Source organism: Paenibacillus sp. FSL M7-0896, assembly GCF_037975415.1.
Taxonomy (GTDB): domain Bacteria; phylum Bacillota; class Bacilli; order Paenibacillales; family Paenibacillaceae; genus Paenibacillus_AQ; species Paenibacillus_AQ silagei.
The window spans coordinates 1,217,201-1,238,336 of sequence record NZ_CP150250.1; the positions used below are offsets into that span (position 1 = coordinate 1,217,201).

Here is a 21,136-nt window from a genome sequence, read left to right on the forward strand (position 1 = left end):
GTCGCTGAAATCATACCGTCCCCTGAAAGGTCAGCATTGCCGCTTCTATTTACGGAGAATCACATGCTTCTGAGGTTAAGATGCTTCCATTCCTCATACCAGCGCTTAATACTCGCGGGCGGCTTCACGCCGAGCTCCCGCTTCAGCAAATCCGTCAGAATATGATATTGTTCCTCTACCGCTGAACGCTCTCCAATGCTGTCGTAGACCTTCATCAGCCCGAGATGCCCCTGTTCAAAATAAGGCTGGAGCTGCACCACTCTCTGGTACACGGTCACCGCTTCCGGTATCCGGCCGCTGCCGACATAGAATTCGGCGATATTCATTGCATGATGCAGCCAGATGGTCCGCAGACGCTGCCGTTCCCCTTCCGCCCAGAGGTAATCGTAATCGTTCAGATAATCGCCGGAATAGAATTCGAATAACCGCTGATGTTCCTCATAGTTGTCTTTATTGATGGCATCCAGGGTAAGAATCCCTTTCTCCCATTCGTAGCTGTCTATCAGCAGGCTGCCGGTCTCCAGGGTGTAGCCTTCTCCTCCGCTGGCATTGCTGATCTGCAGATCGATCTCCGCCTGCTTCAGGCATTGCCGAACCTGATAAATCGTTGTATAAAGATGAGTGGAGGCCTTCTTGAGATTGAAATCGGGCCACAGCAGATCGGTTAGGGTATCTTTGCTTACGAACCGGTTGCGGTTATGAAATAAATAAGCGAATAATTCCTGTGCCTTGGAGGTGCGCCAGCGGATATTGGGCAGCGGCTGTCCGCCCCGTTCGAACCTTAAGGACTGGAAGCTGCGGATCATGACCGTCTGTGCAGGCTTGCGCGAATCCTCCTGTGCCTGGCTGAGACGCTCCTCCAGCCGCTCGATGGTCTTCAGCAGACGGCCCCGCTGTACAGGCTTAAGAACATAATCAAGCGCATAAAGCTCGAACGCCTCGATGGCGTAGCTGTTATGTGCAGTCACAAATACGATGCTTGCCTGCGGGCACAGCCTTTGCATGGCCTCCGCAGCCTGGACGCCATTCATCTCAGGCATATCAATGTCGAGGAAAATCACATCAGGGCGTAGCAGCGGCACTGCTTTGACCGCCTCGGAAGGATCAGTATAAGCAGCGATTATATTTATAGTTGTCAGTTCCTCCAGCATCATTTTCAGCTTCATAAGAGCAAGCCGTTCATCATCTACCAGCAAGGCCTGAATCATGTCTATCCCACCACTTCATTTAGGAATGTTGTCTTGTCATAGGCTGTTTAAGGATAATTCGACAAGGATGCGGGTTATCCTCCCTCTGAGCTTGCACTTGAGGCTGATTTTGAATAGAAATGCTGCTATTCTAAAATAATTTAAAAAACTATGCAGGGGAACCTTAAAGTCAGACGTCTAACGTTATGTAGCTGAAGGAGGGAAGAAAGACTTGGAAGAGACGGAGTGGATCAGTGCTGTGCTAAGCGGGGAGCATCAGGCCTTCGGGAATCTGGTGACCCGTTATCAAGGCATGGTATATAGCGTATGCATCAAAATTACAGGAGAAGCCGAGTCTGCCAAGGATATGGCTCAGGAAGTCTTCATCAAAGCCTATAAAGCCCTTCCCACCTTCAGAGGACAATCTTCCTTCTCCACCTGGCTGTACCGGATTGCTTACCGCACCTGTCTGGACTGGAAACGGGCCAATGACCGGGAATGGCGGCACCGGAGTGCAGCAGATTACACTGAGAATGACTGGGTGACTTCACAGACACCTGAACAGGCAGTGCTTCGCAAGGAGGCTTCCCGGGAGCTGGGTGAGAACCTGAATAGTCTGGCGGAACCGTACCGGTCGGTTGTGCAGCTGTACTATTTTCAGCGCCACTCCTATCAGGAGATCGCGGAGCAAAAAGGAATTTCGGTTAAAACGGTTGAATCGCAGCTCTATCGGGCCAGACAGATGATGCGCAAAAGCGGGGAGGAATGGCGATGAATTGTTCAACAGTAAAAGAGTGGATGCCGCATTATATAGATGGACAGTTGTCACCTGAGGCCCAGCAGGCGATCTATCTGCATATCCAGACCTGTCCCGGCTGCGCGGAATGGCTGGAGGAGGCGCGGGAGCTTGCGGCGATGTGGAGCGAGATGGAAGCCGGGCTGGATCTTAACGGGCAGGAGCCCGTGTTGCCGCATGACTTCCCTGACTTGACCGGGGATGTTATGGCAAGGATCGGCCAGCTGGAGAACGGACGCAGAGAACGGATCGTGAAATCAACCATGTCCAGACGGCGTACGACCCGGGGAACCTCCTGGATGCATTACGGCGTGGCGGTAGGTCTGACGTTTCTCCTGCTGCAGCTTGGCGTATTTGAGAATTTGGCCTATGGCATCACTGAAATCAACGGGCATATGTCCACATCGGTCAGCTCCTGGTTCGGCCCGCAAGGTAACAATAAATAAATCCATAGCGGCTTCGCCGGTTATCTAATTTATTTCAACAAAACTTTTGGGAGGGTAACATATGATTAAGAAAAGACGCTGGCTCACGTTTCTCCTGGCTATGGTTCCGGGACTGGGCCACATGTATCTGGGCTTTAAAAAAATGGGTCTGGAGTATATGATTGGAGCATCGCTCTGTATTATATTCATTCCGTCCATGCCCGCAGTGTTTCCGTTCGCGCTTGCTGCGCTCTGGTTCTATCAATTATTCGATGCGCTGCAAAAGGCGGCTTGGATGAAGGTGTCGGCTGCCGAGCAAGAGCGGATGATGTTCCATCCGGATAGCTTTGGAGCGCCCTGGACGATGGGAATGTCTGCGCCCCCGATGTATCCGCATGATGATGTGAACCCGGTGTGGGTCGGTATTGGGTGTGTTATCGCAGGCATCCTGCTGCTGCTCATCACTGCATTTCCCGCTCTGTGGGAAATACTGAGCGATATGAATATCGGAGCGATTCTGTTGTCGCTTGCCTTGATCGGGTATGGATTCAGAATGCTGAAGAATAATTCAAAAGTATAGTGAAATGGGGAATTAAACGATGGGGAGATGGAAAATCGGCAGCTTTACCGCCGCAATAGGGTGCATAATAGTAGGCGTTATTGTAGTCATGGCTCAATATGGTGTAATCACGTACGATGTGCTGGGTTATATCTGGCCGGCCCTGCTTATCCTGTTCGGCCTGGAGATGCTGCTTAGGCTCTTCATTAAATCAGATGTCAAAAGCCGCGTAAGCGGCTGGGCCATTCTGCTGATCATTGTGCTTATCGCGGCAAGCGGGGCACAGACGGTGCTGGCTGGAGGCTCGCTGAGCAGTATCTTCGGCAATACCAAGCTGGTGCCGGTGAACGGGAAGGTAGAAGTGCAACAGGATATTAAGAATGTGCGGATTGATCTGCCCCAAGGCAAGGTTAAGCTCCAGGGTGTGGATGGGAGCACGCTGACGTATGAAGGAAAGCTGGAGCTGCCGGGCAATACAGACAATGAAGCGGCAAGTGCCCTGGAGCGTAAATGGAAAGTGACGACCGAGGGCGACACGCTTGTGATGGAGCTGGAAGGAGATTCAGGCTGGCTCTCCAATATCCAGATCGGCTTCAACAACAATGCACCATATCTGAATGTCGGCATTCCGCAGAATCTGGCCGCTCAGGTAGAGACCAGTGACGGTTCCATCGAAGCCGGTGGGCTGGCCGCAGGCATTAATGTGGATACGAGCAACGGAACCATGGATATCCATGATGTCACCGGCGGTGTGAAGGCTCATAGCAGCAACGGAACGCTGACGGTAAAGAATGTACAGGGCGGAGCAGACCTGGTTAGCTCGAACGGTGCGATTACGCTGGGGAATATTGACGGCGCTGTGTCGGCCAGAAGCAGCAACGGCAAGATTACAGTCAATTCGGCAATCACAGGTGCATGGGAACTGAAATCCAGCAACGGCAAGATTGTCTTGGGTCTTCCGGCGGTAACGGATGCCAAGATTACGGCAGATACCAGTAACGGATCACTTAAAGGCAACGTGGACTGGGGCGGCGACGATGAGGACCATGGAACGGCTGTACTTGGAAAAGGCACCCATGAGGTCACCTTGTCCACCAGCAATGGTTCTATAACAGTGGATACGGCGCAATAAAAGACATAGAAGCATAAAGAGCTGTTCACCGGATACGTTATGCCGGTGAACAGCTCTTTATTGTAAGAGAAGAAATGATATCGGGAGGTTATGCCGGCTGCAGCCAGTTAGTCCTGATTACCATGCATAAGCCTTGGGAGCCGCACCGCCGGGTCCGGGGAAAATCTCGTCCAGACGCTTCAGCACGGACTCGTCCAGAACGACCTCCAGGCTGCGCAGCGCGCTCTCGAACTGCTCCAGCGTACGCGGTCCGATGATTGGCGCTGTTACGGCAGGGTTGGCCAGCAGCCAGGCCAGTGCGATATTATCCTGCGGCTCGCCCAGCTCCAGACTCAGCTCCGCAAAGGCCTCAAGCTGCTTCTTGTGCTGCTCCACACGCTCCGCGTTGCCGCCGCTGCGGCTGCCCTCGATCTTCTTCAGCGCATTGCGTCCCAGCAGCCCTCCGTCAAGCGGACTCCACGGAATAATGCCGAGGCCCAGATGCTGCGCCGCAGGCAGAACCTCAAGCTCCGGCAGACGGCAGGTCAGGCTGTATTTATGCTGCTCGGATACCAGTCCAAGGAACCCGCGGGCCTTCGCTTCCTGCTGGGCAACGGCAATATCCCAGCCGGCGAAGTTGCTGGAGCCGGTGTAGCCGATCTTGCCTTGGCTGACCGCAAGCTCAAAGGCGCCCCACAGCTCGTCCCAGGACACGTTACGGTCGATATGGTGCATCTGGTAGAGCTCGATGTGATCGGTCTGCAGACGCTGCAGGGAGCCCTCCAGATGGCGGCGGATAATGTAGGAGGAGAGGCCGCCTTCATCATTGGGTCCATCCAGCTTGTCACTCATCGCCCCGTAGACCTTGGTCGCCAGGACAACCTTCTCACGGCGTCCGCCGCCCTGCTTGAACCAGCGGCCGATAATAGTCTCGGTCAGACCCGAGTTCTCACCCCATCCATACACATTGGCGGTATCAAAAAACTGGACTCCCGCGTCCAGCGCCGCATCCATAATCCGGAAGGCTTCCTTCTCGTCGGTGATGGGACCGAAGTTCATCGTTCCCAGACAGAGGCGGCTTACCTTCATACCAGACTTGCCAAGCTTCGCGTATTGCATCTTGAGATCACTCCTCTTCCATATGATTAGAGATCCGATAATTTCACCTACCCATTAATTGTAATCAATTGGCGGGACAAGGGCAAATTAGGGATTTGTCTCACTTATAGGCTATATCTATGAACGTGATAGAATCTATATCTTTGTCCTTTGTCCTTCGTTATGATACAACAATATACAGAAGAACTATGTCTGCGACCAGCAGGACTACCTAAGGAGTGACAGGAATGAGCGAGGTCAAAAAAATCGCCGTAATTGCCGGGGACGGTATCGGACCTGAAGTTGTGGCGGAAGCGGAAAAGGTATTGAAAAGAACGGAAGAGCTGTTCGGGTATACATTTGAAACAGAGCACGCCCTGTTCGGCGGAATCGCCATTGATGAACGCGGAACTCCGCTGCCTGAGGATACGCTTGCGATCTGCCGCAACGCCGATGCTGTATTGCTTGGAGCCGTAGGCGGACCGAAATGGGATAACAATCCGAAGGAACTGCGTCCGGAGACCGGACTGCTCGGTATCCGTAAGGCGCTTGGCCTATTCTCCAATCTGCGTCCGGCGGTGGTCTTCGATTGTCTGAAGGATGCTTCGACGCTGAAGCCGGAGGTCCTGGAAGGCACAGACCTGATGGTCGTGCGTGAATTGACAGGCGGGATCTACTTCGGGGACAAGCTGCGCCGTCAAGGTGAGCATGGGGAAGAAGCGGTAGATACTTGTGTCTACAACGTCACTGAAGTGGAACGGATCGTACGCCAGGCGTTCGAGATTGCCGGGAAGCGCCGGGGCAAGCTGGCGAGTGTCGACAAAGCCAATGTTCTGGAGACCTCCCGTCTGTGGCGTGAAGTGGTGAACAGACTGGCGCCGGAATATCCGCAGGTTGAAGTTGAGCATGTGCTGGTGGATAACTGTGCGATGCAGCTGCTGCGCCGTCCTTCGAGCTTCGATGTCATCGTGACTGAGAATATGTTCGGTGATATCCTGAGCGATGAAGCAGCGATGCTGACAGGCTCCATTGGTATGCTGGCCTCCGCTTCACTGGGAGAAGGCAGCTACGGCCTCTATGAGCCGGTTCACGGCTCCGCGCCTGACATTGCCGGACAGGGGCTGGCGAACCCGATCGCTACGATCCTGTCGCTTGCACTGATGTTCCGTATGACCTTCGGCTACGAGAATGCAGCCGCAGCCATTGAAGCCGCAGTTGCGGAGGTACTGGATGCCGGTCACCGGACGAGCGATATCGCAGTTGATAAGAGCAAGGCGATCAGCACCACAGAGATGGGCGACCTGATTGTAGCCGCTATCCGCAAAGCCTAGTTCTACCACATGTATCCCTTTTGACGCAGAATGAAGAAAAACTTCACAAAATGTTGCTTATTTATAATTATTATAAAAAAGTAATCAATGTAATATTGACTTTGATTTTGTACGATGATAACATTTGGTCTGTACCCGTAAGAATGTAACCATCCAATAAAATCAAGAAAAGCATATTGCATCCGGCAACGGTCCGGTAGCTGTTTTTCTTACATAATCAAAAGGAGGATTTAAGCAATGGCAGAACGTTTGGTAGGTAAACCCGCTCCTGACTTCTTCATGGAGACAGTAACAGGCGACGGTAAGGATTTCGGTAAGGTAAGCTTGTCCGACTATCGCGGCAAATGGCTTGTATTCTTCTTCTATCCGCTTGATTTCACCTTCGTATGTCCAACTGAAATCACAGCCCTGAGTGATGCTGCTGCTGATTTCGCAGAGCTTGATACAGAAATTCTAGGTGTGAGCATCGACTCCATCCATAGCCACAAGGCTTGGTTGTCTACACCTAAGGATATGAACGGTCTTGGCCAGATCAACTTCCCTCTGGCTTCTGATATCACGAAGAAGGTTGCCAGCGATTATGGCGTCCTGATTGAAGAAGAAGGCATTGCGCTGCGCGGACTGTTCATCATCGATCCTGAAGGTGAACTGAAGTATCAGGTTGTTAACCATAACGATGTGGGCCGCAGCGTTGAAGAGACATTGCGTGTGCTGCAGGCTCTCCAATCCGGCGGGCTGTGCGCTATGAACTGGAAGCCAGGCGACAAGAACCTGTAGGCTTCCGGGCCTCATGAACCGCGATCTTTGATATACTAAGAGGACCTCCTTGCGGGAAGCATTATTCCCTTCAAGGAGGTTTTTTGCAAAGATATGGAATGGCGTTTGAAAATGGGCATAAAGGTTAATATATAGCTTGTAAGGAGAGGAATCTCTCCCGCTGTTTTGTAATATACTAATAGGAAATCAAATCAACGACAACACTCAAGGAGGGTGAACAAAAATGAGCTTTTGCTGTGGAGCGAGTATGGTTGGAACGAAGGGGACCCTAAAGCATTATCGCACGCAAGTCCATAATGTTCCCCTGCTTTTTTGTCCGGTATGCCACCGGGTAGAGGTACATTACAAAGTCGAGAATGAATATGAAATTCTGGCGGAATATGCCCATGGCGACGGCGTCACGGATGTGGATTTCCAGGATTATGTGATGGAGGAAGAGGAAGCGATCTTCGAGAACGTCATCAATATGGAGAGCGAGGACCCGCTCGCGATCATACGCAGCCAGATCGATATGTCGCTGGACCTGCTGGCGGTTGCCAAACAGATCGGCGACTCCAAATGGGAACGTGAGCTGAAGAAGCGTCTGGCTGTCATGAGCCAGCGGCGTCACCGGCTCCAGCAGAAGGCTTGAATATCTGTCTTGATCCTGCCACCATCATGTTATAAATCAGTGAGCTCCCGCCGCCTGGCGGGGGCTCTTTTCAATGTATTTGCAGGAAACAAATCATTCCCCTCCCACTTAAATGTGTCTTAAGAATCATTTTAGGAATATTTTTGCCATTCGACAGATTCTCTGATTGCGTTGTCTTCTTCTCTTGGATATGATTGGAATATAGTTGAAACGGTTGGATAATACAATACGATTTTCGAATGTTCTGGCGGCTTCGTCATATACTCAGATACATAGTAATTTGATGTCGCTTAAGCGTCTTCGTCAATTGCAGTAAAAGGGGGAACTTCGTATCGTGATAAGCCAATATCAGGAAAGCTTGCTATTATCGGCAAGAACGTTTCAATCTGGTCCGATGGATACCACATTTGAGGATGTGCTGGAGCACATCGACAGCGGGATTCTGCTTTTTGATGATGAGGGTGTGCTGACTTTCGTCAACAAGCAGATGTACGGCATTCTGGAGCTTAACCGTCACTCTCTTCTGGGCTGCACCTTGCATCATCTGTTATCCCATATTCAGCTCAGCCGCTTCAAGAAGAAACAGGTACTCAGGAGTTATCGTGAAATGGTGCTCAAAGGTAAGCCAAGCTATGAATTTGTGGATGAATATGGACGGTACTGGCGCGCAACCCTGTCCAGCGGAGAGGAAATGAAGGGCAGCTATCTGTTCACATTCAAAGAGATCTCCGATTACAAGCTGATTGAACAGACGGCCTACCAGAACGACAGCCTGGCCATGCTGGGCCGGTTATCGGCCTCCATCGCCCACGAGATCCGCAATCCTCTGACGGCTATCCGGGGGTTCATCCAATTGCTTCATCCCCATCTGCATCTGCTCGGCAAAGAAGAATATGCGAAGATTATATTAGCGGAGATTGACCGTGCCAATGACATTATTCATGAATTTCTGACTTCCTCCAAGCCTTCTGTGCCGCAGATCAGCATGATTCCTGTCTCTGCCTTGCTGAAGGAAGTGGTCCTGCTGACAGAGAGCGAGGCGCTGATGAAGGGCTGCCAGATCAACTTGCAGGTGCTCCAGGAGGACCTGGTCATCTCAGGGGATATTAAGCAAATGAAGCAGGTTGTGCTGAATATGATCAGAAATGCGATGGAAGCGATCTCGGAGCGGGTGGATGATTCTGTAGGCCGGATTGAGGTAGGCGCACGTAAAGAAGGAACAGAGGTGCGCATCTTCATCTCTGACAACGGTAAGGGAATGGATATCTGCACGCTTGACAGACTGTTCAATCCGTTCTTCACCACGAAGGAGAATGGGACGGGACTCGGACTCTCCGTCAGTGACCGGATCATCAAGAATCATGGCGGCTGCATCTCGGTCAGCAGCCGGCTGAATGAAGGAACCCGGTTCGTCATTTCGCTTCCGCTTACTCACTAATGCTATCTTAAGCCCGTTGTTCTCGGTGGAGTGCATTCGGGTTATAATCAATATGTAAGGGCTGATTCCTGCAATGCACGAACAAGTGCGGGAGATCAGCCTTATCTGCGTTAGTCGGAGGGATGAAGTTTGATCTTTGAATGGAGCAGTGATGCCGGTAAAGCTTCACCGCAAGGAGATGCTGTATGTCTAATCATCTCAGAGGCACAGGCACAGGGAGAAGGACTTCCGGCAGATTGGGCCGCGAGAGTCCGCCTATTGTCCGCTGCGGGCCTGTTCAGTGGCAAACAAGGGCAAGTGTATATACTGCCCGTAATGGAGCAGCCTGAGCAGCCTGTGGTCATTCTGGCCGGAAGCGGAAAGGGCCAGATGGGTATGCACGAGCTGCGGCAGCTGATGGCGCAGACCGCCAGGGCAGCTTATAGGCTGAAGGCCGCTACGCTGGTTGTGCAGATATTGGCGGTACCGGGCGGGCTGACTGGGGCGCTGAAGGCGGAGCAGGCCGGCCAGGCCATCGCGGAAGGGCTGGTCCTGGGGTCGTACCGCAGAAGACACTATAAGCTGGACCAGGCAGCCTATACGGGTATAGATACGGTACATCTGCGTACGGAAGGCAAGAGCGAAGCAGCAGAAGAGGAAGCCTGGAGACAAGGCATCAAGCGGGGGAAGGCTTTCGGGGAGGCTGCCAACCTTGCCCGTGATCTGACCAACCGTCCGGGGAATCTGCTGACTCCTTCGGGTCTTGCAGTGGCTGCTATCGAAATTGCACAGCGGCACGGGCTTCCGGCTGAAGTACTGGATGAACGGGAGCTTGCGCTTAAGGGAATGGGCGGCTTGCTTGCGGTCGGCAGCGGCAGTGTGAATCCTCCCCGCATGATTGTTATCCGCTATCAGGGGACGAATCAATGGGAGAACGCAGTGGGCTTGGTCGGCAAAGGAATCACTTTCGATACCGGGGGCATCTCCCTGAAGCGGGCACCGGGCATGGAGAGCATGTTCAGTGACATGGCCGGGGCCGCAGCCGTTCTGGCGGTTATGGATGCGCTTGGGCATTTGCGTCCCAAGGTCAATGTGGTCATGCTGATTCCGGCGGCAGAGAATATGCCGGCAGCGAATGCTTATAAACCGGGCGATATCATTACTACCCTCAGTGGAAGAACGGTCGAAATCATCAATACTGATGCGGAGGGACGGATCATTCTGGGAGATGCGCTCACCTATGCCCGGGAATGGGGCGCACAGCGGATCATTGACGTAGCCACGCTGACAGGAGCTGTGGTGTCGATTCTAGGAGATGTGGCTACAGGGGCAGTAACGAATGATCAAGCATTCCTGGAAGAGCTTCTGGCAGCCTCAAGGCTGTCAGGGGAGCACATCTGGCCGTTGCCTGTCTATCCTGAATTCCGGGAGATGCTGACAAGCGAGGTTGCGGATCTCCGCAATGCTGCCGGACGATATGGGGCTGCCAGCACGGCGGGGCTGTTCATCGGAGAATTCGCCGAGGGATTGCCGTGGGTGCATCTCGATATTGCAGGGACTGCCTTTCTGTCTGCGGAACGGGGTGTGAATCCTAAGGGCGCCACGGGCATCATGGTCCGCACCTTGCTGGAATATCTGCTGAGCGCTGCGGCTGAACCAGATCGCCGCTCCCCTGAGGCCTAGATCGAATCGTCCAAACAGGCACAAAGAGCCGCAGATTCTCATTTTCCTGAGACCTGCGGCTCTTTGTTCATTTGGAATCCTGCTTCTCATAACTGCGGGAATAGCAGCCTATTTACGGGCCTTCATCTGGGCCGTCAGGGATTGGACGCCATTCATAATCTTATCCCGTGTATTCTTATTCTTCAGCAAGTAGGCGGCTCCCAAGGCTACCGTTGTAAACAAAGTCTTCTTGGTGTTCATGGTTATTCCTCCTTGGCAATAGTCTGGTTGTTAAAAGCTTATAACTAACATACCCGCATGCCAAGGTTTCTAAACGAAAGAATACTAAGTCTGTATCCGCTAGAACTGCATCCTAGCGCTTGCTGCCCAGTGAAGCACTGCCGCAGGACAGAGGTGAATCCATCGCTGCTGCGGGACAGGTCTTGCCCTTGTCACAGCCCGCACAGGCCCCCTGCTTGCCTTTCTGCACATGGCGGTAGATTATCCAGCCGGAATACCCGAATATTAGCGCCACAATCACAATATTAACGATCATTGCCGTCATCGCTTCCTCTCTTAATAACTTGGACTTGCTGCGGGGGCTACGACCATCCGAGCAAACGTCCTCCTTGATAGATCACCAGTGACACCGCATAGGCCAATACCAGAGAGTAACCCATGGAGAAGAATGTCCATTTCCAGGACGCAGTCTCTTTCTTGATAACGCCGACAGTGGCCAGGCAAGGAATGTAGAGCAGGATAAAGGCCATGAAGCTGATCGAGCTAAGCGGTGTAAAGACTGATGCAATCTGGCCTTCCAGTCCCGCTGTATCCGGGGCATGGTAGATGATGTTCATGGTAGAGACCACAACCTCTTTAGCGAGGAAGCCGGGCACCAGAGTAGATCCCGCCTGCCATGTTCCGAAGCCGAGCGGCTGCAGCAGCGGGGCAATGAAGCCACCGAATTTGGCCAGGAAGGAGTGATCCATGTCCACATTGAGACCGCCAGGACCAGCGTAGGACATCAGCCAGATCAGGACCGAGCCGGCCAGGATAATGGTCCCTGCTTTGCGCAGGAAGCCCTTGCCCTTCTCCCAGGTGCTGCGGCTCAGTGTCTTGAGCTGCGGCATCCGGTAAGGAGGCAGCTCGATAATGAAGATAGACGCCTCATTCTTGAACAGGTACCTGGAGAAGAACTTACACAGAACCAGGGCAAATACAACACCCATGACATACATAGAGAGTACAGCTGCAGCTTGCTGGGCAGGGAAGAAGACCGCTGCGAACAGCAGATAGACTGGAAGCCGGGCAGAACAGGACATCAGCGGCATAAGCAGTGTTGTCAGCATCCGGTCCTTGGGCTGTTCAATACTTCGGGCCGCCATAATCGCCGGTACGTTGCAGCCGAAGCCAATGATGAACGGAATGAAGGCCTTGCCGTTCAGTCCCATCCGTTCCATCGTGCTGTCCATCAGCAGGCAGACACGGGCCATATACCCGGAATCCTCCAGGAAGGAGATCATCAGGAACAGGATGAATATCTGTGGGACAAATACGAGCACGCCGCCCACACCGCCGATGAGACCATCAACGATCAGTGCGTGCGTGAATTCCGAAGCCCCGATGGCCCCCAGCAGCGAATTCGTCCAATCGCTGAGCTGACCGCCGATGAAGCCATCCAAGAGATCTGACAACGGCCCGCCAATCCAGTCAAAGGTAGTTTTGAACATGACATACATAAACAGGATGAACAGGGGCAGTCCGAGAAAACGGTGGGTAAGGATGGAATCCAGACGTTCGGTCAGATTATGCGGTTTTTGCAGGGTGGAGTCTATCGCTTCAGCGCACACCTTGCGGATGTAGTCCATGCGGACGGAGCGAATCCACTGGGGAAGCGTCAAGGCGAGCTTCTCCTGCTGCAGCCGGGTCTGAGCGGTATCTGCAATCAGCAGCAAGCCGGAAATATCCGTCCGCTTCTTAAGCAGCTCCAGGATTACCGGGTTCTGCTCCAGCAGCTGGAGAGCAACCCAGCGGAGATTAGGCAGACCAGGGATCTTTTGCAAATGTGTAACAATGGAGGCTATGGCTTCTTCAGCGAGTTCGCCATAATTCAACTGGAAGGTAACAGGCGGGATATGGGAGGGCTGCTCCAGCACGCTAAGCACCTGACTGGTACCTTTGCCTGTCCGGGCGATCAGCGGCAGCACGGGAATACCAAGCTGTTCCGAAAGAATGTCGGGGTTCACCTGAATGCCGCGCGCCTTGGCGACATCGGTCATATTCAGTCCGAGGATCGTCGGCTTGCCATACTCCAGCAGCTGCAGGGTAAGCAGCAGGTTCCGTTCCAACTGCGAGGCATCGACAATATTGATAAGTGCTTCAGGGGTTTCTTCGATTAGATATTGTGCGGCTACGCCCTCATCACGGGAGAGGGGGTGAAGGGAGTAGATTCCAGGCAGATCGATGAGCTTCCCGGCTCCGTTTTTTAGACTGCCGATTTTTTTCTCAACCGTAACGCCTGCCCAGTTCCCTACGTATTCGTAGGAGGAAGTCAGGGTATTGAACAGCGAGGTTTTCCCGGTGTTGGGGTTCCCCACAAGTGCGATGGAGCTCATGATACCTTCACCTCTATCATAGATGCTTCCTTCCGCCGGATAGCAAATAGCTGACCGTTACATTCAAGCGTAATCGGACCCATGAACGGCCCTTTGCCCTTGAGACGGATCATTACACCCTCAGATACTCCCAGATCGGCCAGACGGCGGCGCAAAATTGGATTCATGCCTTCAATTCTTTGAATGGAGCCGGTAGTGCCTGGTTGCAAACGCAGCAAGGAGCAGGATGTTAGAGCCATTGTTATCCCTCCGAAAGAGACTGATAATCAATCTCAATGATTTCTTGTAATGTAGCATTTTACTGCCATTTATTCTGTGATTAATGTCATTGTTTCTGTTAGCGAAAATCGATATGAAGATTACTGAAATTTTCTTTACAATATCTTCTTCATTAAAGTATGATTGAACGATAATATAAGCATAGTACTAAAGAGATACCCCGAAGGGAGAACAGATTGTGAAGACTAATCATAGTAAAATTGTCGATTGTACCATCCGTGATGGCGGATTGGTAAATAACTGGGATTTCAGTGTTGAATTTGTTCAGAAATTATATGCCGGACTGAATGAAGCCGGTGTTGATTATATGGAAATCGGATATAAGAACTCGCCGAAGCTGCTCAAAGGGGCAGAGGGTGCAGGCCCTTGGCGCTTTTTGAATGATGACTTCCTGCGCAAGGTCATTCCGCAAAAGGGGCATACGAAGCTGTCGGCTCTGGTCGATATCGGCCGGGTGGACGAGAATGATATTCTGCCGCGCAGCGAGAGCATGCTCGATCTGATCCGTGTGGCCTGTTACAGCAAGGATGTGGACAAGGCCCTTCAGCTGGTGCAGACCTTCCATGACCTGGGCTATGAGACGACCATTAATATTATGGCCCTGTCCAATGTGATGGAGAATGAGCTGCTGGAAGCCTTCGAGCAGATCCGTGAGAGCGTAGTTGATGTAGTCTATATCGTGGATTCTTACGGCAGCCTGGATCATAATGACTTTCATTACCTGGTAGAGAAGTTCAAGACACATCTTCCGGAGAAGCGGCTCGGTGTGCATACCCACAACAATCTTCAGCTGGCCTTCTCCAATACGCTGATTGCAGCCGAGAAGGGGGTAGAGCTGCTGGATGCTTCCTGTTATGGAATGGGCCGCGCCGCAGGCAACTGTCCTACAGAGCTGCTGGTTACCCATCTGAAGAATACGAATTATACGCTCCGGCCTGTTCTGGATATCATTGAGAACCTGATGATCCCTCTGCGGGAGAAGGAAGAGTGGGGCTATATCATTCCGTATATGATTACAGGAACGCTGGACGAGCATCCCCGCTCGGCAATGGCGCTGCGATCTTCGGCCGATAAAGATAAGGCGGTTGACTTCTATGACACACTGACAACACCCGAGGTCAATTTCGGGGACAAATAACCGTCTGGAAGGAGAAAGCACTGGCCTCTGTTTGTAGGCAGGTGCTTTTTTTCTGCCGAATCTGCTTCCTTACAATATTAGTAGGTGATCAATGTAACTTTACAGAGCTATCTAGCCGATATTTATACATAGGACATCATACACATCCATCTGACTTTATAGATATTATTTTTAGACGCGAGGGACTTATGAGACAAGAAGAGAGAAAGACGATTCATGCGGCTATTCTGGGGGCTGTGCTATTCCTTCTGATCCAGATTTTTCGTACACCGCTGGGCCGAATCGAGGACAAGGATTTACTGATAGCCTTTTACCTTATTTTGGGCTGCTGTACTGTCGCGTTCGGTTTTGCGATTTTTGCCCAGGGCTGGCTGCTGTTCGCCAATAGTTTATCTAAGGCCAGGCTGTACACCTCTGCATTGTTCCTGGGGGTGAGCATTTTTGATTTCCTGCATGTACTCGGGTTTGTAGGTATTCCCGGAATCACCTCGTATATCAGCCCGGAGCAGTCCTTATGGCTCCTGACGTTCTCCCGGCTGGCCAGTGCACTGGGGATTATGCTTATTTTCAGCAGAGAAGACCAGCTTGTAGGAAACGGCGCCAAGGGGAAGGTGTTTCGGAATGCTTTTGTGGTGATTCTGCTGTCTTTGGCTGTGTTTGGTCTCGGCAACCTGATTGTCTCCGGGCTGGCGGACGAACCATGGGCAGAAACGGCAAGAGACCTGATGAACATGGCGATACTGTTCGTCTATTTGCTTGGTGCTGCGATTATTATCTATCCTGGCAAAAGCGAAAAGTCAGCCTCTCTGCTGATTATTATCCGTTCCCTTGTATTCTTCTCACTGGCTCAGGTCTTCTTCATGAATCTGTTCAGTGTCGGAGAATTGGATTATCTCTTCGGGATGCTCAGCAGCGCAGCGGCCTATTATCTTCTGCTGACCGGGGTCTACAGATTGACGATTGAGGAGCCATTTCAGGAGAATCAGCAGGCGGAAGCGCGGATTAATTATCTGGCGTACCACGATGAGCTGACAGGTCTTCCGAACAGACGCCGCCTGATGCAGCGCATGGAAGAGGTGGTGCTCCAGAGTGAGCAGGACAAAAGCCGCGGCTTCGCCGGGCTGGTCATTATGAACATCAACCATTTCAAGAATATCAATGACTCTCTTGGCCATTATGCAGGAGATCTGCTGCTGCAGCTGGTCGCCCGGCGGATCGGGGATGAGGTTAGAGTCAATGAAGAGCTCTTTAGTATGGGAGCGGACGAGTTTGCTTTTCTGATGACGGAGCGGACGGGTCTGGAGAATTGTCTGGTCCGGGCGGGTGAGCTGCTGCGCCTGTTCGAGACACCGATAGGCCTGGAGTCGGGCGAATACCATATCTCGCTGAGTCTGGGGGTAAGCATCTACCCCGGGGATGGTGATACGGCAGAGCAGTTGATACAGAATGCAGACACAGCGGTGCACAATGCCAAGGATCAGGGGGTGGAGATCCGCCGCTATATTCCGGCTATGCAGATGAAGGCGAAGGAACGGCTCAAGCTGGAGAACGATCTGCGCCGGGCGCTGGAACGGGGGGAGTTCTATCTGGTCTATCAGCCCCAGGTCCTGCTTGAGACAGAAGAGATTGTCGGCATGGAGGCGCTGTTGCGCTGGAACCATCCCAAACGCGGCTTGGTCTCTCCGGTGGATTTCATTCCTATCGCTGAAGAGAGCGGGCTAATTGTCCCCATTGGGGAATGGGTGCTTAAGACGGCCTGTATGCAGAATAAAATGTGGCAGGATGCCGGCTATCATCCGATTTGCGTGTCCATTAACCTCTCGATGCGCCAGTTCCTGCAGCCCAATCTGGCCGGCAAAATTGATGCCATCCTGAAGGATATCGGTCTAGATCCCTGCTACGTGGATTTGGAGATTACCGAGAGTATGACCCTCGACAAGGAGACCGCCTTCGACCAGCTGAACCGCCTCAAAAGACTTGGCGTATGCATCAGCATCGATGATTTCGGCACAGGCTACAGCTCGCTGCATTATCTGAAAAATATGCCGATTGACCGCTTGAAGATCGACCGTTCCTTCGTATCCGATGTCATGGAGGACAGCAACAATGCCGCGATTGTCTCTACGATTACCTCGATGGCCCACCATTTGAAGCTCAAGGTCACCGCCGAAGGTGTGGAGAACAAGGAGCAGCTCCACTTTCTGCGTCAGCAGCATTGCCATGAAGCCCAGGGGTTTCTGTTCAGCAAGCCGGTGAAGGCGGCCGAATTCGAGCAGTCCTTCCTCAGGCCTCTGCTGGAAATGCCGTCATAATCTCCGGTATCTGAATTTCATAGGGTTGCAATTTATTCGTAGTGATGCTACAATGTTTCTTGTACTCAATTCGAGTCGCGGGTGTAGTTCAATGGTAGAACTTCAGCCTTCCAAGCTGATAGCGTGGGTTCGATTCCCATCACCCGCTCCATATTTAACTTCCGAAATCCTTGTCCGCAAGGGTTTTTTTGTTGTGAAAATGAGGGCGATTGGACCAAGTGTAGGCGAAAAACCGGACACAATGGGCAGGCGCGAGGCGCGTGGGCCAAATGTAGGCGAAAATAAAACAAAAAGCAGCCAGGCCTCCGATCCTTCGGGGGCCTGGCTTACTTATATGATGTGACAGGTAAGCCGTCTGCCTTGGACGTTAGACGGTCTTCAGGAACTCGACAAGGGTCAGCAGGCCTTTGTCGAAGTTCTCCAGATTGAAATGCTCGTCCGGCGCATGCAGGTTCTCGTCATCGAGTCCGAAGCCCATCAGGACGACCGGTGCCTTCAGGATGCGGGCGAAGCTCTCCATGATTGGGATGGAGCCGCCGTCTTTGGTGAAGAGGGCACGTGTGCCGTAGACCTTGCCATAAGCATCGGCAGCGGTCTGCAGGATCGGGTGCGACGGATCGATGTTGAAGGCGCGTGCCTTTTCCATCTGCTTCACCTGAACCTTGGCGCCGCTCTGGATATTAGCCTTCAGATGGGCTTCAACGGCATCCAGGATGTGCTGCGGGTCCTGGTCGCCGACCAGGCGGCAGGTAATCTTGGCATGGGCTTCCTTCGGGATTACTGTCTTGCTGCCTTCGCCTTGGAAGCCTCCGTATACGCCGTTCAGCTCCAGCGTTGGACGCGCGCCGACCCGTTCCACGAAGGTGTAGCCTTCTTCGCCGTACAATTGCTCCAGGCCGAGGGCGGTCCGGATTTTGTCTTCATCCACACCTTGCTTGGCGAATTCTTCGCGCAGCAGCGGGGACAGGGCAGGCACACCTTCGTAGAAGCCTTCTACAGATACGCGGCCCTTGTCATCGTGAAGGGTGCTGAGCAGCGAGACCAGCGCATGCAGCGCATTGGGAACGCCGCCGCCGTAGGAGCCGGAGTGCAAATCAGTCAAGGCGGTGTTCACTGTGACCTCCATCGAGCAGAGACCACGGAGCCCGGTGCAGATGGCGGGGCGTCCGCGTTCCAGCAGGGAGGTATCCGAGACGAGAACGGCATCTGCCGCAAGCTTGTCCTGGTTGGCTTCCAGGAATGGCGGCAGGTTGACGCTGCCAATCTCTTCTTCCCCTTCGATGCAGAGCTTGATGTTGACTGGCAGCGTGCCCTCTTGCTTGAGGATAGCCTCGATAGCTTTGATATGCATGAATACCTGGCCCTTGTCGTCTGTAGCGCCCCGCGCATACAGCTTGCCGTCACGGATCTCCGGTTCAAACGGAGGCGTAGTCCACAGGTTCAGCGGATCCACCGGCTGTACATCATAATGGCCGTAGACCAGAATGGTCGGCTTGCCGGGAGCGTGAAGGTAGTCTGCATAGATCACCGGATGACCGGCTGTAGGGTGCAGCTCGATATTCTCAAGGCCTGCACGCTTCAGGGTCTCTACCAGCCAGCCGGCAGCGGTATTGATATCTTCTTTGTGGGTGGACAGGGCTGAAATGCTGGGGATAGCCAGCCATTGCTTGAGTTCGGTGAGCTGGGCTTCACGCTCAGCCTGAAAGTAAGTTTCGTATGACATTGTGGTTATGTACCTCCTTGGAATTCGCTGCTTAATACCACAGCTACCCGTATTATGCGGCGAAAGGCATAACGGAGGGTCTCTGCGGCTCAGGTTCGGCAGTGTAATGCATTCATTATACTGGAGATATCCCGATGGATCAAAAAAAGGATTGTCCCGGCCCTTCATCAGAGGGTGACTGGAGCTGCGTAGCTTGGGATACAGTTCCTTGCAGGCTGTTGATTACTGGCAGTAACCGTGATAGACTTACTTAGTTTAAGCAAAGGAACCGCCGAGCGCGGCGGAAGCGACAGGAGCGAAATTGTAGTGTCAACGAATATGCCTGCAAGTGTTGAACCGATATATATTTATACGTATGCCCATTCGCCGGATGAGACCTCATTGTGCGGGATGGAGCTGCGCTGCCTGTTCGGCCGGGAGATCCCTCCGGCTATATTTGCAAGCGGGGTAGAGGCGGATGTCAGCCGCAGCCCTTTTATCAAAGAGCGGATAGATGTGATGTACGAAGGGGACACGCTCCCGGAGATCTACAAGCAGACAGAGCAGGTAGAGCTGGGGGGGCGGAGCTTTAAGGTTATTTTTGTGAAGACTAATGATCTGGCTCCTGAACACAAAATCGAATACGGTGAGCGCAGAGTGATTGAGCGGGAAATTGGCCTGCGGATTGAGGGAGAGGCGGATGTGAACCATCCGGAGCTGGTGTACGGGATTGTAACGCTCGGTGGACGCTGGTACTTCGGCCCTTATCATAAGAACAATGCAACCTGGTTCCGGCAGATGCACAAGCCCCGCAGCTACTCCATAGCGCTCAGCACACGGGTAGCCCGGGCGGCGGTCAATATGGCGGTTCCGCGCATACCCGGTGTGAAGCTGATCGACCCCTGCTGCGGAATTGGCACAGTAATGGTGGAAGCTCTGTCGATGGGAATCGATGTCGTCGGCCGTGATATTAACCCGCTCATAGCGGCAGGTGCGCGGACGAACATTGCTCACTTCGGCTTCGAGAGCGTTGTTACGCTCGGAGATATCGCAGACATCCAGGAGCATTACGATGCAGCCATTGTGGATATGCCTTATAATCTGTATTCACGGATTACCCCCGAAGAGCAGTTTGCGATTCTGAGCCATACGCGGCGGATTGCGGACAGAGTGGTCATTGTAGCGATTGAGGCTGTGGATGAGATGATTGCTGCGGCCGGTTTTACAATTATAGACCGTTGTGTGGCGCGAAAAGGTGCGTTCTCCCGTCATCTGATGCTGTGCGAGTAGACCCCTTGAATTAAGGGCGTAACTAAATCCGAGTGAAGGCGGTGTGCTTATGGAACCGAAATGGCTAACCTGGGCCAAAGATATTCAAGCGATTGCCCAGACAGGACTGACGTATGCCAAGGATGTATATGATATTGAGCGTTATCAGGCACTGCGCGAGCTGAGCGTGGATATTCTGGCGAATTATACGTATGAGAGCAAGGAGCGTATCCGGCTCTCTTTTGCGGGCGAAGGCGGGTATAGCACACCTAAGGTGGATATCCGGGGAGTGATTTTTCAGGAGGATAAAATTCTGCTCGTACACGAGAAGCTCGACGGGAAATGGGCACTGCCCGGAGGGTGGGCAGATATCGGCCTGTCACCAAGCGAGGTAGTAGTGAAGGAGATTGCCGAGGAATCCGGCTACCAGGCGGAAGCAGTCCGTCTGCTTGCTGTGCTGGATAAGAAGTTCCATCAGCATCCGCCGGAGCCATACCATACCTATAAAATGTTCATCCTGTGCAGAATTACCGGCGGGGAGGCGGCGGGTGGTGTGGAAACGAGCGGTGTTGGATTTTTTGCCGAGGATGCATTGCCCGAATTGTCTGAAGAGCGCAATACGGCGGAGCAGCTGCACACCCTATTCCAATATTTACATCATCCCGAAAAAGAAGTAATATTGGACTAAAGCACTGCATATAATAGATAACCAAGAGTGTATATAAGTTTTATGAATACATTTTTTGGTTAATGTTATTTATGTAAGCCTTTACAGTGATGATCCGCTGAGCCTTTATATCTAAAAAATTTATCGAAAACATCTCTTT

Annotated in this window: 20 protein-coding genes and 1 tRNA gene; 14 read left to right on the forward strand and 7 right to left on the reverse strand. The window is 52.5% G+C overall.

Annotated elements, in window-relative coordinates; translation table 11 throughout:
• Window positions 1-59: 59 nt before the first annotated feature.
• Window positions 60-1,208 (reverse strand): response regulator, encoded by a 1,149-nt coding sequence (locus MKY12_RS05200; RefSeq protein ID WP_209874748.1) that lies wholly within the window; start codon window positions 1,206-1,208, stop codon window positions 60-62.
• Window positions 1,209-1,419: 211 nt separating this feature from the next.
• Here MKY12_RS05200 and MKY12_RS05205 point away from each other — a divergent pair, with 211 nt between their 5' ends.
• The 4 genes from MKY12_RS05205 to MKY12_RS05220 all read left to right on the forward strand — a co-directional run bounded on the left by MKY12_RS05205 (window position 1,420) and on the right by MKY12_RS05220 (window position 4,099).
• On the forward strand, window positions 1,420-1,962 hold the full coding sequence (locus MKY12_RS05205; RefSeq protein ID WP_036727677.1) for an RNA polymerase sigma factor: 543 nt from the start codon (window positions 1,420-1,422) through the stop codon (window positions 1,960-1,962).
• Complete coding sequence (locus MKY12_RS05210) at window positions 1,959-2,429, forward strand: zf-HC2 domain-containing protein (protein ID WP_339254374.1); 471 nt, start codon at window positions 1,959-1,961, stop codon at window positions 2,427-2,429. The genes MKY12_RS05205 and MKY12_RS05210 overlap by 4 nt, the downstream gene beginning before the upstream one ends.
• A 61-nt stretch (window positions 2,430-2,490) precedes the next feature.
• On the forward strand, window positions 2,491-2,988 hold the full coding sequence (locus tag MKY12_RS05215) for a hypothetical protein (RefSeq protein ID WP_339254376.1): 498 nt from the start codon (window positions 2,491-2,493) through the stop codon (window positions 2,986-2,988).
• Window positions 2,989-3,007: 19 nt separating this feature from the next.
• Window positions 3,008-4,099 carry a DUF4097 family beta strand repeat-containing protein gene (locus MKY12_RS05220; RefSeq protein WP_339254378.1) on the forward strand — a complete coding sequence of 364 codons (1,092 nt, stop codon included), beginning with the start codon at window positions 3,008-3,010 and terminating at the stop codon, window positions 4,097-4,099.
• A gap of 117 nt (window positions 4,100-4,216) precedes the next feature.
• On the opposite strand, the gene MKY12_RS05225 is transcribed toward MKY12_RS05220, so the two are convergent.
• Window positions 4,217-5,197, reverse strand: a complete 981-nt coding sequence (locus MKY12_RS05225) for an aldo/keto reductase (protein ID WP_036696143.1) — start codon at window positions 5,195-5,197, stop codon at window positions 4,217-4,219.
• A 227-nt stretch (window positions 5,198-5,424) separates the two neighbouring features.
• Here MKY12_RS05225 and leuB point away from each other — a divergent pair, with 227 nt between their 5' ends.
• The 5 genes from leuB to MKY12_RS05250 all read left to right on the forward strand — a co-directional run bounded on the left by leuB (window position 5,425) and on the right by MKY12_RS05250 (window position 11,015).
• Entirely contained in the window at window positions 5,425-6,507 is a 1,083-nt protein-coding gene (gene leuB, locus MKY12_RS05230) for a 3-isopropylmalate dehydrogenase (protein ID WP_339254381.1), read from the forward strand.
• Between the two features lie 237 nt (window positions 6,508-6,744).
• Window positions 6,745-7,284 (forward strand): peroxiredoxin, encoded by a 540-nt coding sequence (locus MKY12_RS05235; protein WP_036727686.1) that lies wholly within the window; start codon window positions 6,745-6,747, stop codon window positions 7,282-7,284.
• 223 nt (window positions 7,285-7,507) lie between these two features.
• Entirely contained in the window at window positions 7,508-7,915 is a 408-nt protein-coding gene (locus tag MKY12_RS05240) for a hypothetical protein (protein ID WP_036727687.1), read from the forward strand.
• Between the two features lie 334 nt (window positions 7,916-8,249).
• Window positions 8,250-9,353 carry an ATP-binding protein gene (locus tag MKY12_RS05245; protein ID WP_036727689.1) on the forward strand — a complete coding sequence of 368 codons (1,104 nt, stop codon included), beginning with the start codon at window positions 8,250-8,252 and terminating at the stop codon, window positions 9,351-9,353.
• A gap of 129 nt (window positions 9,354-9,482) precedes the next feature.
• The gene (locus MKY12_RS05250; protein ID WP_339313110.1) at window positions 9,483-11,015 is read left to right on the forward strand and encodes a leucyl aminopeptidase; all 1,533 of its coding nucleotides are present in this window, start codon (window positions 9,483-9,485) and stop codon (window positions 11,013-11,015) included.
• A gap of 108 nt (window positions 11,016-11,123) precedes the next feature.
• Here MKY12_RS05250 and MKY12_RS05255 read toward each other — a convergent pair whose 3' ends face one another.
• The 4 genes from MKY12_RS05255 to MKY12_RS05270 form a co-directional block, all read right to left on the reverse strand.
• Window positions 11,124-11,255, reverse strand: coding sequence for a hypothetical protein (locus tag MKY12_RS05255; protein ID WP_256707444.1), 132 nt, complete (start codon window positions 11,253-11,255; stop codon window positions 11,124-11,126).
• Between the two features lie 112 nt (window positions 11,256-11,367).
• Window positions 11,368-11,559 (reverse strand): FeoB-associated Cys-rich membrane protein, encoded by a 192-nt coding sequence (locus MKY12_RS05260; RefSeq protein ID WP_339254387.1) that lies wholly within the window; start codon window positions 11,557-11,559, stop codon window positions 11,368-11,370.
• Between the two features lie 37 nt (window positions 11,560-11,596).
• Entirely contained in the window at window positions 11,597-13,609 is a 2,013-nt protein-coding gene (feoB, locus tag MKY12_RS05265; protein ID WP_339313111.1) for a ferrous iron transport protein B, read from the reverse strand.
• Window positions 13,606-13,848: a FeoA family protein gene (locus MKY12_RS05270; protein ID WP_036696155.1), complete on the reverse strand. Its 243-nt coding sequence runs from the start codon at window positions 13,846-13,848 to the stop codon at window positions 13,606-13,608. Before MKY12_RS05270 ends, feoB begins: the two co-directional genes overlap by 4 nt.
• 218 nt (window positions 13,849-14,066) lie before the next feature.
• Here MKY12_RS05270 and MKY12_RS05275 point away from each other — a divergent pair, with 218 nt between their 5' ends.
• The 3 genes from MKY12_RS05275 (at window position 14,067) to MKY12_RS05285 (ending at window position 17,489) form a co-directional block, all read left to right on the forward strand.
• Complete coding sequence (locus tag MKY12_RS05275) at window positions 14,067-15,026, forward strand: aldolase catalytic domain-containing protein (RefSeq protein WP_209874765.1); 960 nt, start codon at window positions 14,067-14,069, stop codon at window positions 15,024-15,026.
• 188 nt (window positions 15,027-15,214) lie between these two features.
• Window positions 15,215-17,338, forward strand: a complete 2,124-nt coding sequence (locus MKY12_RS05280) for an EAL domain-containing protein (protein ID WP_339313112.1) — start codon at window positions 15,215-15,217, stop codon at window positions 17,336-17,338.
• Window positions 17,339-17,415: 77 nt separating this feature from the next.
• Window positions 17,416-17,489: transfer RNA gene (locus tag MKY12_RS05285), tRNA-Gly, on the forward strand.
• Between the two features lie 216 nt (window positions 17,490-17,705).
• On the opposite strand, the gene MKY12_RS05290 is transcribed toward MKY12_RS05285, so the two are convergent.
• Entirely contained in the window at window positions 17,706-19,061 is a 1,356-nt protein-coding gene (locus MKY12_RS05290) for a dipeptidase (RefSeq protein WP_339313113.1), read from the reverse strand.
• Window positions 19,062-19,379: 318 nt separating this feature from the next.
• Here MKY12_RS05290 and MKY12_RS05295 point away from each other — a divergent pair, with 318 nt between their 5' ends.
• Both MKY12_RS05295 and MKY12_RS05300 read left to right on the forward strand, forming a co-directional pair.
• Window positions 19,380-20,330 carry an RNA methyltransferase gene (locus MKY12_RS05295; protein ID WP_339314789.1) on the forward strand — a complete coding sequence of 317 codons (951 nt, stop codon included), beginning with the start codon at window positions 19,380-19,382 and terminating at the stop codon, window positions 20,328-20,330.
• 49 nt (window positions 20,331-20,379) lie between these two features.
• A complete protein-coding gene (locus tag MKY12_RS05300; protein ID WP_339313114.1) occupies window positions 20,380-20,997 on the forward strand; it encodes an NUDIX hydrolase in 618 nt (205 codons plus the stop codon).
• Window positions 20,998-21,136 lie beyond the last annotated feature (139 nt).